We start from the raw sequence: 12,417 nt of genomic DNA on the forward strand, positions 1-12,417 counted from the left end.
GACCGGGCACGGCGGCTCAGCGCTTGCCGACGAACCAGTTCCGGACCAGCTCGACGCGCGCCTCGAGCTGGTCGACGGTCGCGAGCGGCACCTCGGGTCCGCCGCAGCGGCGCCGCAGCTCGGTGTGCACGCTGCCGTGCGGCTGCCCGCTCTTGCGCGCCCACGCCGACACGAGCTTCTGCAGCTCCTTGCGCAGCTCGGCCGCCCGGCGGTGGTCGAACGCGGCGCGCTCGCGCGCCGCAGCCTCGGGGTCCGGTGCCGCCGCGCGCCCCGGCCTGACCGGCCTGCCGCTCGCGCAGCAGCGTCGTCACCTGGTCGGCGTCGAGCAGGCCCGGGAGCCCCAGGAAGTCGAGCTCCTCGGCGGACCCGACCTCGGCCCCCGTCCCGAACTCGCCGCCGTCGAACAGCACCCGGTCGAACGTGGCCTGCGCCTCGAGTGCCTTGAAGCTGGCCTCGAGCCCGTCCGGCCCGACGGCGTCCGGCGCGTCGCGCTGCTGGTTCGCCTCCGCGAGGAGACCGTCCTCGAGCCCGTTCTCGTCCTCGCCCGACGACGGCCGGTCGAGCGCGTGGTCGCGCTCGTCCTCGAGGGAGCCCGCGAGCGCGAGGAGCTGGGGCACGCTGGGCAGGAACACGGACGCCGTCTCGCCGCGGCGCCTGGCCCGGACGAACCGACCCACCGCCTGCGCGAAGAACAGGGGCGTCGCGGTGCTCGTCGCGTAGACCCCGACGGCCAGGCGCGGCACGTCGACACCCTCCGAGACCATGCGGACCGCGACCATCCACCGCGAGTCCGAGGACGAGAACTCCTCGATCCGCGCGGACGCGCCGTCGTCGTCGGACAGCACGACGGTAGGAGCCTGGCCCGTGATGCGACGCAGGTGCGCGCCGTACGCGCGGGCGTCGGACTGGTCGGTCGCGATGACCATCGCGCCCGCGTCGGGGACCGCGCGGCGGACCTCCGTGAGGCGCGTGTCCGCCGCCTGGAGCACCGACGGGATCCACTCCCCTCGGGGTCGAGGGCCGTGCGCCAGGCCTGCGCGGTCATGTCCTTGGTCAGGGCCTCGCCGAGCGTCGCCGCGACCTCGTCGCCCGCCCGCGTGCGCCAGCGCATCTGGCCCGAGTACGACAGGAAGATCACGGGCCGCACGACGTGGTCGCGCAGCGCCTCCCCGTACCCGTAGGTGTAGTCGGCACGCGAGCGCCGGACCCCGTCCGGTCCCTGCTCGTAGCGCACGAACGGGATCGGCGCGGTGTCCGAGCGGAACGGGGTCCCCGTGAGCGCGAGGCGCCGCGACGCCCCGTCGAACGCGTCACGGACCGCGTCGCCCCAGCTCAGCGCGTCGCCGCCGTGGTGCACCTCGTCGAGGATCACGAGGGTCGGCGCCGCCTCCGTCCGCGCGCGGTGGAGCGCGGGCTTGCTCGCGACCTGCGCGTACGTGAGCGCGACGCCGTCGTAGTGCGCGCCGTGCCGGCCCTGGCTGTTCTTGAACGACGGGTCCAGGTGGATGCCCACCCGGGCCGCCGCGTCGGCCCACTGGTGCTTCAGGTGCTCGGTCGGCGCCACCACCGTGACGCGCCGGACCACCCGCTGCTCCAGGAGCTCGGTCGCGATCCGCAGCGCGAACGTCGTCTTGCCGGCGCCCGGGGTCGCGACCGCCAGGAAGTCGCGCGGCGACCGCTCGCGGTACAGCTCGAGCGCGGCGGCTTGCCAGGCGCGCAGCTTGCCCGCCGTGCCCCACGGGGCACGCCGGGGGTACGCCGGGCTCAGCTGCTCCGCGGCGAACGTCGACGCGGCCTGAGGGCCGGCAGGCGGGTGCGGCGCGAAGAGCGACGGCTGCTCGACAGCGGAGCTGTCACGGGCGGGACGAGAGGACGGGCGGGTGCGGGAGCTCTCGTTCGCCGTCACTTGCCGCCTCTGCCCCCAAAGAATCCCTTGCGCCCCGAGCCGCCCCCGGAGCCCTTGCCGTCACCGTCGCCGTCCTGCGGCTCGCGCAGACCCTCGTAGATCTCCTTGCAGACCGGGCAGACGGGGAACTTCGACGGGTCGCGTCCCGGCACCCAGACCTTGCCGCACAGCGCGATCACCGGAGCGCCCGTGACGGCCGACTCGAGGATCTTCTCCTTGCGCACGTAGTGCGCGAACCGCTCGTGGTCGCCCGGCTCCGCGAGCTCGCGGGTCTCCTCCCGCTCCAGCACCGCCGTGGACGAACCGCCGGACGGGTCGTCGTACGCGGGCTGCGGGCTGGAGAGCGGTTCGGTCATGGTCTCGATCCTACGTCGGGGCGCCGACGCTCACTTCGCGTTGAGCGTCTCCTCGATCTCCTGGTCGAGCTTCTTGGCGATCGTCGGGACGTCGCCCCCGGCGGCGATCTCGGCGAACGCCTTCTGCAAGAACTCCTTCGACTCGACGGTCGCCCAGTTGGGTGACGCGGGCGTCAGGATCGCGTTTTGCGCCGCCTGCGCGCTCGCGAGGGTGAGCGCGTCCTGCGGCAGGTTGGCCGACGACGAGATGCGCGCCGGGATGAAGCCGTTGAGGGCCATGAGGTCCTGATAGCCCGACGACGTCATGATCTTCAGCACCTGGTAGGCAAGCTCGGGGTTCTTGGACTTCGCCGCGATGCCGAGGTTCGAGCCGCCCGCGAACGTCGCGGCGACGGAACCCTTCTCCCTGCCGGGCAGGGCGAACGCGACGAACGAGTCGGGGTCGCCGACCGTGTCCTTGCACCCGCCGTCCTTCTTCGCGGACTGGATCTGGGCTGCGTTCCAGGGCGGCGCGGCGAGGTAGCCGATCTGTCCCTTGCAGAAGATCTGGGCCCCCTTGGTCTCGTCCGAGTTCGCCGGGCCGACCTTCTGGTCGTTGGCCTTGCGCATCACGTTCTGCGCCTGCGCGAGGCCGACGATCCCGCCCGACGACGAGAAGCCCGCCTTCCAGGTGCCGTCGTCCTCCTGCTTGGCGATGTAGCCGCCGTTCTCCCACACGAACGGCATGACGTCGTACCAGTCCTTGCCGGGCAGGTAGATACCCGAGAGCTTGCTCTTGCTCTTGTCCTTGAGGTTCACGCCCGTGGCGACGTACTCGGCCAAGGTCTGGGGGACGGTCTGGCCGGCGATCGTGCTCGACGACATCACGACGCGTCCAGCCGAGTAGTAGGGCGGCGCGTAGAAGCGTCCGTCGTAGGAGCCGATCTCGACGAACGACGGCAGAAGGTCGTCGCCGCCGAGGTCGTCCTTCTTGTCGGTCAGGTCGAGCAGCGCGCCGGTCGCGGTGAAGCCCGGGGTCTGGGTATTGCCCATCTCGACGACGTCAGGGATCGCGCCCTTGCCGTCGATGAGCTCCTTGGCGTAGTCGTCCTGGTAGGTGCCCCACGCCTCGTCCTTGAAGACGAGCTCGTTGCCGGGGAACTTATCCTCGAACGTCGCCTTGAGGTAGTCGTTCGCCGCCTCCTGCGCGGCCGACGGAGCGATCAGAGTCACCGTGATCGTCTGTCCCGTCGGAAGGGACGCCGGGTCGTCGCCGTCGGCGTCGGCCTTGCCCGAGGAGCACGCCGACAGCACGAGGCCGGAGACGGCGAGCGCCGCGACCAACGGGACGGCGGCTCGCCGACGGGGCGAGGTGATGTGGTGGGACGACACGGACGGTCCTCTCGATCGTGCTCCGGCTGCGCCCGGCCCGTCCGCGCACGGAGGGGAGGCGCGCACAGCCTACAAGGTGGTCCTGGCCGACGTGAGGGTCGTCCGACGAAACCAGGCCGGGCGCGGGTCCCGGCACCGGGGGTGGTCAGAGACCCTGCCAGTCCGGCTTGGACTCGAACGTCTGCCGGTAGTAGCCGGCGAGCTGCAGCCGGCTGGCAGCGGCATCGTCGACGAGGACGGTCGCGTGCGGGTGCAGCTGCATGATCGTCGCCGGCCAGAGCGCACTCACAGCGCCCTCGGTGAGCTGGTGAACCGCCTCCGCCTTGCCCTTGCCCGTCGCCAGGAGGACGAGGTGGCGTGCCGACATGATCGTCGCCAGGCCCTGCGTGAGGCAGTGATGCGGGACCCTGTCGATGTCGTCCTCGAAGAAGCGTGCGTTGTCCTCACGGGTCTGCTGCGTGAGCGTCTTGATGCGCGTCCGCGAGGCGAGCGACGAGCCGGGCTCGTTGAAGGCGATGTGGCCGTCGGTCCCGATCCCGAGGATCTGCAGGTCGACACCGCCTGCGTCCGCGATCGCAGCCTCGTACGCGGCACACGCGGCCGGCAGGTCGTCCGCGAGCCCGTCGGGGCCCTGGACGGCACCGGGCGCGAAGTCGACACGCGAGGCGATCTCCTTCTCGATGACGTTCCGGTAGCGCTCCGGGTGCTCCGCGGGCAGCCCGACGTACTCGTCGAGCATGAACGCGCGCGCGCCCGCGAATGACAGACCGCTCTCGGTGTGGCGCCGCGCCAGTTCGTCGTAGACCTTGAGCGGACTCGAGCCCGTGGCAAGGCCGAGCACGGCGTCCGGCTTGGACCGGACGAGGTTCTCGATGGCGTCTGCCGCGAGCCGCGCGAGCTCTTCGGCGGGTGCGATGACAACTTCCATGGCTACTCCATTCGCTCGGTGGTCGGCCGGGCCGGCTACTCGCTGCGCAGCCCGGCGAGCGCGGCGCCGACAGCCGCGATGGGCACGTCCGACGGCGCCAGCGAGACGCGGTCGGCGATGCGGAGGCTCTCGAGGAACGCCGACGTCGCCGCCTGCTCCGCCAGCGCCTCGCACAAGACCTCGAGCAGCGACGCGCCGACACCCGTCACGCCGCCACCGATGACGATCCGGCGCACGTCGTACGACAGCACCACGATGCGCAGGCACTCGGCCAGCGCGACCGCGAAGTCGTGCCGAATCTCCAGGGCACGAGGATCGCCCTCCGCGGCTGCCTGGAAGACGAGCAGCGGCGCGGGGACCTCGGAGGTGGTCGGCCAGAGCCGGGCCAGGGCGCTGCCGCTCGCGTAGAGCTCGACGCAGCCGCGCTGTCCGCACGCGCACACGGGACCGTCGGGACGGATCGGGATGTGGCCGACCTCCCCCGCGGCACCGCTCGCGCCACGACGCAGCTCACCACCCATCACGACGCCTGCCGCCATCCCCGTCCCGAGGGCCAGGTAGGCGAGGTCGTCGGCGTCGGGCCCGAGCGCGAACGACGCGCCGAGGGCCGCGACGTTGAGGTCGTTGTCCACGTGGACCGGGGTACCCCCGAGCTCGCGGCTGATCCGGTCCGCCAGGGGGAACTGGTCCGCATGGATGCCGAGGTTCACCGCGTGGTGCACGGATCCCGTCTCGGGATCCACCAGGCCCGGCACACCGACGCCGACCGCACCGATCTCTCCGAGGCTCAGGTCCGCCGCAGCGGCGAGGCGCCGGACGACGTCGGACGCCGAGCGCACGACGCCGTCCCCGCCACGGATCGTCGGAAGGCGGACGGAGTCCACGACCGTGCCGTCCGCGGCGAGCAGGACACCGAGCACCTTCGTGCCGCCGATGTCCAGCCCGACCGCGAACGTGCCAGGTCGCTGCTCCGCCTCGCCGTCCCCGATCGTCTCCGCGTAGGTCTCGTCGAACGAGGCAGAGATGCTCACGTCAGCCCTTCACCGCACCTGCGGACATGCCCGTGACGAGCCTGCGCTGGATGATCATGAAGAAGATCACGACCGGGAGCGAGAAGAGGACGGACGCCGCCATCTGCGCGCCGTAGTCGGTCGGCTGGTTGGGGACGTTGAAGGAGGCCAGCCACACCGGGAGCGTGTACATGCTCTGCGTCTTCATGAACACGTACGCCGTGAGGTACTCGTTCCACGCGAAGATGAACGCGAAAACGCTCGTCGCGATCACCCCGGGAGCAACCAGGGGGAACAGGATGCGCCAGAGCGTGGTCCAGATACCGGCCCCGTCGACAGCAGCCGCCTCTTCCAGCTCCTTCGGCAGCGCGATGAAGAACCCGCGCATCACCCAGATCGAGAAGGGCAGGACCGCCGCCACGTACGCGAGGATGAGGCCGATGTACGTGCCCAGCAGGCCCATCTGGTTGAAGGCGAGGAACTGCGGGATCAGGAGAGCACCGCCCGGGAGCATCTGCACGGCGATGATCACCACGAGGATCGTCCGCCGCCCGCGGAACCGGAACCGCGAGACCGCGGCCGACGCGAAGAACGCGAGGGCGATCGCGATGATCAGGGTCGCGCCGACGACGATCACCGAGTTCTTGAGGTTCGTGAGGAAGTTCGCCTGCGTGAACGCCACGTAGAAGTTGTGGAAGGTCGCGGACGACGGCAGGAACTTCGGCGTAGTCGTCAGGATCTCGGACCGCGGCTTGAAGGCCGTGTTGATCATCCAGTAGACGGGGAAAAGCCAGACGATGCTCAGGATCAGCGCGATGATGTTGCTGCCCGTGCGGTGACGCCGCGGACGGCGGTTCTTGGGGACGACCGTCCCGGGGTGACCTCGGGCGGCGACGGGACCGCGCCGTCGATCGTCGTCTTGTCGGTGGTCACAGGTCCTCCCCCGTACGAACGAGCCGCCGGATGTAGAAGCCCGTGAAGATCATCAGCAGGATCGTCGTGACGACGGCGATGGCCGAGCCGACACCGATCTCGAAGCTCACGAACGCTGTCTTGTACGTCCAGATGCCGAGGGTCGCCGTCGTGTCGTCAGGACCGCCCTGCGTGAGCAGCCAGATCTGGTTGAAGATGTTGAAGTCCCAGATGATCGACAGGATCGTGATCAGGGTGAGGGTCGGCGCGAGGAACGGGAGCGTGATGGAGCGGTAGATCCGCCACTCGCTCGCGCCGTCGAGCCGTGCCGCCTCGTAGAAGGCTGGGTCGATCTGGCTCTGCGCCGCGTAGAGAGTCAGCGCGATGAACGGAACGGCCTGCCAGATCACGAGGAGCCAGATCGAGGTGAAGCCGAGCCATGTGTTGTTCGCCCAGCTCGTCTGCGTCATGTCACCGAAGACGTGCAGCTGGGTGAGCAGCCAGTTCACGACGCCGTAGCCCGGCTGGAAGAGCCAGTTCCAGACCTGCGACGAGGCGACGTTCGGCATCGCCCAGGCGAAGATCATGGCGATCGTGAGCACGTACCTCATGACCGTGCCCAGACGTGTCATCAGGTTCGAGAGCAGCATGCCGATCGCGACGCTGCCGCCGACGAGCGCAGCGGTGAAGACGATCGTCCGGACCAGCGACTTCCAGAACTCCGGATCGGTGAAGATGTCGGTGTAGTTCGCGAGGCCGACACTGTCGTACGCGCCGGTGAAGAGCGTGCGCTGGTCCGTGTTGGTGAACGAGATCAGAACGAGCAGGATGATCGGGATCGCGGTCAGGATCGCCATCACGAGCATCGCGGGCGACATGAGGAGCCAGGGTGCGCGGTTGCGCGACCGGGAGGCGGCCGGGCGAGGGCCCCGCGGCTGCCGTGACGCACCGGTCACGGCAGCCGCGCCCTCGCCTGCAGCAGTCGCTGCAGTCGGGATTGTCATCGAGGTTCTCCTACTGGGCTCTCGATGTGGAGAACCCGATGGTGACGGCTAGGTTCAGCCGTTGAGCGTGCTGTTGATCGCGTCGTCGGCGGTCTTCGCCGCGTCAGCGCTCGACTTCGAGCCAGAGGCGACGGAGGAGAACAGGTTCTCCATCACCTTGTTGGCCTCGACCGTGGCCCACTTGGTCGCGTTCGGGGTCGAGAACGTCTTGCTCGCACCGGCGAAGAAGCCGGAGTTGATCGGTGCAGCGTTCGTGGCAGCCTGCGCCGCGAGCTCGTTGGTGTTCGGGATCCAGGGCTGAGCGGCGAGCTTCAGCTGGATGTCCTCGCTCGTCGCGACCTTGAGCCACGCAAGGGCGAGGTCCTGGTTCTGGGACTTCTGCGCCACGCCCCAGACCTCACCGCCACCGAAGTTGTAGGCCATGCCGTCACCGGACGGGCTCGGGAGCGCGAAGGTGCCGAGGTCGTCGAGGGTCAGCTTCTTGCCCGCAGCCTTCACGATCGACGCCGGGTCCCAGAGCGCACCGATGATCGTCGCGGTCTTGCCGTCCGCGAAGAGCTGCGTCTGGTCCGGGTTGTTCTCGCCGCCCGAGTTGAGCGTCTGCGACGCCTTGCTCGAGTAGGCGTTCTGGAACGCCTTGTACTCGTCGAGGCCCTTGACGCCCTTGTCCGAGAAGTCGGCTGCCCACTTGCCGTCCTGCTGCGTGGCGATCTTCGAGCCGGTGTCGAACGTCCAGCTGAGGCCCGCGTACCAGTACTGACCCGGCAGGTAGAAGGCCGAGAAGTCCGAGGCGGTGTTCTTCGCCTTGATCTTGTCGAGGTCCGACTTGAGGTCCGCGTACGTCGTCGGGGCCTCGGTAACGCCGGCGTCGGCCCAGGTCTTCTTGTTGTAGATCACCGCGCGGTTGCCCGCGAACGACGGGACGGCATAGAGCTTGCCATCGACCGTGGACGGGTCGACGAGCGAGCCGAGCCACGTGCCACCCTGCTGGAGGGCGTCCTTGTACTTGCTGAGGTCGGCCAGGCCACCGGTCGCGGCGTACGTCGACACCTGGGTGTTGCCGATGTCGATGACGTCCGGCGGCGTGGTGGTCGCAAGGGCCGTCGTGAGCTTGGTGCCGATGTCGGCCCACTGCTGGGTCTCGACCTTCACGTCCGCGCCCGTGTCGGCCTTGAACTTGTCGTTGATGGCCTTGAGCGTCTCGTCGGTGTAGTCGCCCGACATCGCCCACACCGTGAGGGTCTTGCCCGAGCCGTCGACCGTGCCGATCGTCTTCTGGTCGCTCGCGCCACCGGTCTTGTCGTCGCCGCCGCTGCCGCTGCTGGAGCAGGCGGCCAGGCTGAGCGCAGCGACGGCGGTGAATGCGCCGATCGCCAGGGTGCGTGTCTTCTTCAACGCGTCTCCTTGAGTTGTGCGCGGGTGCGCATTCCAGGGTGTCCGACGGTTCCCACTGCGATGGGCGCTCCGTCGGGCGTGGTCCACGTCCGGGCCACCTGCGGCCCGGGTCGTGAGGGGTGAGCCAGCGGAAGTCATGCGACCCCCATCTGGTTCGCGAGCACGAGGACGGCCGCGCCTGCGAGCACGTCGTCCTCGCCGAGTGACGCCATCTCGAGCCGAAGCTCGCTGGTGATGGCGGGCATCGTGCGGTCCCGGATGGTCGCGAGAGCGGCCTCGCGCAACGGCCCCCGAGCAGGTCCGCGGGACCGCTCAGCAGGACGTCCACGAGGTCGAGCGTGCTGATCACCGGCACCAGTGCCGTGCCGAGCAGCACGCCGACCGAGGCGAGGGCCGCCTCGGCAGACTGGGGGTCGAGCCCGTCGATGGCGCGGCGCAGGGCGGGCGCGGCCAGGACAGTCTCGAGGCAGCCGGTACGTCCACAGGCGCACCGCTCGCCGTCGGAGGTGACGACGGTGATGTGGCCGATCTCGCCGGCAGCGCTCCGCCGACCGCGCAGGGGCGCGCCGTCGATCATGACGCCGGCGCCCACACCCTCGCCGACCGTGATGACCAGGAGCCCGTCGCCGTCGGCGCCGCCGAAGGTGTACTCGCCGAGCGCGGCGATGTTGGCGTCGTTCGCGACGTGCACCGGAAGGCCCAGCCGCTCCGACAGCTCCGCGGCGAGCGGCACCCCGTACCAGCGGCGGTTGGGGGCCTCGATCACGACGCCGTCCGCGTCGATGACGCCGGGCGAGCCGATGCCGACGCCGATGACGGGCTGGGTCGACGCTGCGAGCAGGAGGCGGACGAAGCGCGTGAGGAGGTCGACCATGTCGGAGCCGGTCCGGCCCTCGATGGGGAGCTCCTGCCGGTGGACGAAGTCACCGGTCAGGGTCGAGACCGCGCCGTGCATCACGGCGCCGTCGGTGAGGTCCACAGAGACGATCTGGAAGGCGTCAGTGCGCATCCCGACGAGGATGGCCGGCTTCCCGACCCGCTGGCCGGGGCGCACACCGAGCTCTTCGACGAGTCCCTCGGCGATGAGCGCCGCGACGAGGTCGGAGATGGTGACGCGCGTGAGGCCGGTGGCTCGCGCCAGGTCGGCGCGCGACGTCGGGCCCTCGTGGAAGAGGTGGCGCAGGACGAGCGACCGGTTGTGGGCCCGAGCGTGCTCGGGGAGCACCTTGGTGCTCGGACGGAGCGAGCTTCCGAGCCCTCTCCGGGCGCTCCCGCGCCGGTGACCGTCGTCGTCATAGCGGTTAGTAGACCCTCCTTACGAAGCGTCGTCAACTTTTCGCCGGTGACTGTGTCCATTCCGTAACCTTGTGCTCCACCTGCGGGCCCGACACCGTCCGTCCGTATGGCGGGCGGCCCCGCCCGCACAGCGCAGCCGCCAAGATCACGACTTGCTCACAAGGCCCGCGTGGGCACGCTCCCAGAGGTGTCGTCACGGTCGCGATCTGCCTACGCTGACGGTCCAGGCGCCGCCACGTCGGCATCGTCGCCGGCCACGACCCGGAAGGGAGCACCGTGCCCCACGCCCCCGCACGACCCCGTCCCGTCCCCGAGCTCGCCGCCTACCGTCGGCGGATCGGCCGGCTCACGGACACGGCCGGGAGCACGCACCGGGGGCTTCCCGTCGGGTACGTCGTGACTCGCGTCGTGACGCACTGGGACACGGTCGGGCCGCACCTGGCGCCCACGCACGTCAACCCCGTGGAGCGCCTCGAGTGGCGCGTCCACTTCGACGACGCCGAGACCGAGATCTACTGCGACGACGCGACCGTGCGGGGCACGCCCGCGCTCGACGCGCTCCGCGACGGGCACCTGCGCCTCGGCGCGCGGGACCTGCATGTCACCTGGCTCGACGGCCCCGAGGCGGACGCCGCGTGGCACGACCTCGGCTGGTGACCGGTTCAGGACGCACGAAGGGCCCGTCCGAGCGAACTCGGACGGGCCCTTCTTCACGGGTGGAGGTGCGGGGAATCGAACCCCGGTCCGGTGACGCAGATCCAGGACTTCTCCGGGCGCAGTCTGCTGCTGATTTTCTCGGCCCCAGCACTCACGCAGACAAGGTGCTGACGGGCTCAGTCAACTAAAAGTCCCTGCTACGCCGTTGACGTGCGCAGCAAGCAGTGGCTCTCTAGATGACGCCAGGAACCGGGGCGAGAGCATCCCCGGGCTGACGGACTTCGAAGCCTCGCTCAGGCGGCGAGGGCGAAGTCGGTGCGCTTGGAATCGGCACCTATGGGTTTGCAGGCATCGTTAACGAGATAAGCCTGCGTTCTCGGCCCGCTTCTCCTCGAAGCACGACCACCGTCGAAACCGATCACCCCCGTGTGCAGTTGTCAACGCCCGGCTCCCGGAGGAACCCGACGACGACGCACGCCGGAGCGTGCGTGACAAGCCTACGGGATCAACCGCGCGTCGGGCACCGGTATTCCGTCCGACGGCGGCGCCCGGGTGGGCTTCAGAGCTTGCCGCGGCTCACCGAGTCGACGAAGAGACCGGCGGCGATGCCCACGAGCCACGTGTCCTTCGCCAGGCCGATCCCCTGCGGCGACGGGCGGACGCTCCCGTCGCGCGTCGCGCCCGGCGTCTTGACGTACAGCCCGACCAGACCGCCCGAGAAGGCGCCCAGCGCCAGGGAGACCAGCGTCGTCGGGATGAACGGCACGACGAGCGCCACCCCGAGGGCGATCTCCGTGTTCGACAGGGTCCGGACGAACTTCGTCGGCTCCCAGTCCGCGAGGAAGGGTATGCGGCCGCGGCCTGGCCGTGGAGCATCGCGGCGTGCTCGTCGTCGACGCTGCGCTTGTCGAGGCCCGAGCTGAGGATGAACGCGCCGGCAGCGAGCCGTGGGAAGAGCTGGTGCAGCTTGATCATGCAGCCAACGTACGGCGCCGCGCCCGATTCGTCACCCGGTGCGACGTCAGGACAGCTCGCGGTGCCGCATCGCGCGCTGGGCCTCCAGGTTGTCCTGGCGCTCGCGCAGCGACTGACGCTTGTCGTACTCCTTCTTGCCTCGCGCGAGCGCGATCTCGACCTTCGCGCGACCGTCGAGGAAGTAGAGCTGCAGGGGGATGATCGTCTGGCCCTTCTCGCGCGTGCGCGCCTCGAGCCGGTCGATCTCCGAGCGGTGGAGCAGGAGCTTGCGCTTGCGCCGTGGCGCGTGGTTCGTCCAGGTGCCCTGCGAGTACTCGGGCACGTACACGTTCTCGAGCCACGCCTCGCCACGGTCGACGAGGACGAAGCCGTCGACGAGCGACGCCCGGCCCTGCCGCAGCGCCTTGACCTCGGTCCCGCTCAGCACGATGCCGGCCTCGAAGACGTCCTCGATGACGTAGTCGTGACGAGCCTTGCGATTGCTCGCGACGACCTGGCGGCCCGTGTCCTTCGGCACCGTGCTCAGCTCCTGACCTGGTGACGCCCGACGACGCCGGGTGCGCCGTCCGATCCGACCGACCAGACTACGTGACCGGCCCTCGGCCGG

At 69.9% G+C, this 12,417-nt stretch carries 11 protein-coding genes, 1 other RNA gene and 2 pseudogenes; 1 reads left to right on the forward strand and 13 read right to left on the reverse strand.

All coding sequences use genetic code 11. The annotated features are described in order from the left end of the window. Positions 1-16: 16 nt before the first annotated feature. The 10 genes and pseudogenes from QQK45_RS21040 to QQK45_RS22750 form a co-directional block, all read right to left on the reverse strand. Positions 17-1,768 (reverse strand): annotated as a pseudogene (locus QQK45_RS21040) (DEAD/DEAH box helicase). A gap of 134 nt (positions 1,769-1,902) precedes the next feature. Further along, positions 1,903-2,262 carry a DUF3039 domain-containing protein gene (locus QQK45_RS21045; protein ID WP_284294850.1) on the reverse strand — a complete coding sequence of 120 codons (360 nt, stop codon included), beginning with the start codon at positions 2,260-2,262 and terminating at the stop codon, positions 1,903-1,905. Between the two features lie 30 nt (positions 2,263-2,292). After that, on the reverse strand, positions 2,293-3,633 hold the full coding sequence (locus QQK45_RS21050) for an extracellular solute-binding protein (protein ID WP_284294851.1): 1,341 nt from the start codon (positions 3,631-3,633) through the stop codon (positions 2,293-2,295). 145 nt (positions 3,634-3,778) lie between these two features. Further along, positions 3,779-4,561 carry a glucosamine-6-phosphate deaminase gene (gene nagB, locus QQK45_RS21055; RefSeq protein ID WP_284294852.1) on the reverse strand — a complete coding sequence of 261 codons (783 nt, stop codon included), beginning with the start codon at positions 4,559-4,561 and terminating at the stop codon, positions 3,779-3,781. Between the two features lie 35 nt (positions 4,562-4,596). Next, positions 4,597-5,592, reverse strand: coding sequence for an ROK family protein (locus tag QQK45_RS21060; protein WP_284294853.1), 996 nt, complete (start codon positions 5,590-5,592; stop codon positions 4,597-4,599). 1 nt (position 5,593) lies between these two features. Next, positions 5,594-6,343 carry a carbohydrate ABC transporter permease gene (locus QQK45_RS21065; RefSeq protein WP_284294854.1) on the reverse strand — a complete coding sequence of 250 codons (750 nt, stop codon included), beginning with the start codon at positions 6,341-6,343 and terminating at the stop codon, positions 5,594-5,596. Between the two features lie 35 nt (positions 6,344-6,378). After that, a complete protein-coding gene (locus QQK45_RS21070; RefSeq protein ID WP_284294855.1) occupies positions 6,379-6,504 on the reverse strand; it encodes a hypothetical protein in 126 nt (41 codons plus the stop codon). Then, on the reverse strand, positions 6,501-7,361 hold the full coding sequence (locus QQK45_RS21075; RefSeq protein WP_284294856.1) for a carbohydrate ABC transporter permease: 861 nt from the start codon (positions 7,359-7,361) through the stop codon (positions 6,501-6,503). The genes QQK45_RS21070 and QQK45_RS21075 overlap by 4 nt, the downstream gene beginning before the upstream one ends. Before the next feature lie 180 nt (positions 7,362-7,541). Then, the gene (locus tag QQK45_RS21080; protein WP_284294857.1) at positions 7,542-8,882 is read right to left on the reverse strand and encodes an extracellular solute-binding protein; all 1,341 of its coding nucleotides are present in this window, start codon (positions 8,880-8,882) and stop codon (positions 7,542-7,544) included. Between the two features lie 478 nt (positions 8,883-9,360). Continuing rightward, positions 9,361-9,891: pseudogene (locus tag QQK45_RS22750) on the reverse strand (ROK family protein); the annotation flags it as partial. A 563-nt stretch (positions 9,892-10,454) separates the two neighbouring features. Between QQK45_RS22750 and QQK45_RS21090 the strand changes: the two are divergent. Further along, positions 10,455-10,835 carry a hypothetical protein gene (locus tag QQK45_RS21090; RefSeq protein ID WP_284294858.1) on the forward strand — a complete coding sequence of 127 codons (381 nt, stop codon included), beginning with the start codon at positions 10,455-10,457 and terminating at the stop codon, positions 10,833-10,835. Positions 10,836-10,892: 57 nt separating this feature from the next. Here the strand turns inward: QQK45_RS21090 and ssrA are convergent. From ssrA to smpB, 3 genes are all read right to left on the reverse strand, one after another. After that, positions 10,893-11,261: a transfer-messenger RNA gene (ssrA, locus tag QQK45_RS21095) on the reverse strand. 133 nt (positions 11,262-11,394) lie between these two features. Continuing rightward, positions 11,395-11,613 (reverse strand): hypothetical protein, encoded by a 219-nt coding sequence (locus tag QQK45_RS21100; protein ID WP_284294859.1) that lies wholly within the window; start codon positions 11,611-11,613, stop codon positions 11,395-11,397. Between the two features lie 243 nt (positions 11,614-11,856). Continuing rightward, the gene (gene smpB / locus QQK45_RS21105) at positions 11,857-12,327 is read right to left on the reverse strand and encodes an SsrA-binding protein SmpB (protein ID WP_284294861.1); all 471 of its coding nucleotides are present in this window, start codon (positions 12,325-12,327) and stop codon (positions 11,857-11,859) included. Positions 12,328-12,417 lie beyond the last annotated feature (90 nt).

This window comes from Luteimicrobium album, from assembly GCF_030161555.1.
GTDB lineage: Bacteria > Actinomycetota > Actinomycetes > Actinomycetales > Cellulomonadaceae > Luteimicrobium > Luteimicrobium album.

Bases quoted from the DNA above. Each gene is read 5' to 3' on its own strand.
- QQK45_RS21045 (WP_284294850.1), bottom strand. From the start codon at position 2,262: ATGACCGAACCGCTCTCCAGCCCGCAGCCCGCGTACGACGACCCGTCC.
- nagB (WP_284294852.1), bottom strand. From the start codon at position 4,561: ATGGAAGTTGTCATCGCACCCGCCGAAGAGCTCGCGCGGCTCGCGGCA.
- QQK45_RS21065 (WP_284294854.1), bottom strand. From the start codon at position 6,343: ATGATCAACACGGCCTTCAAGCCGCGGTCCGAGATCCTGACGACTACG.
- QQK45_RS21075 (WP_284294856.1), bottom strand. From the start codon at position 7,361: ATGTCGCCCGCGATGCTCGTGATGGCGATCCTGACCGCGATCCCGATC.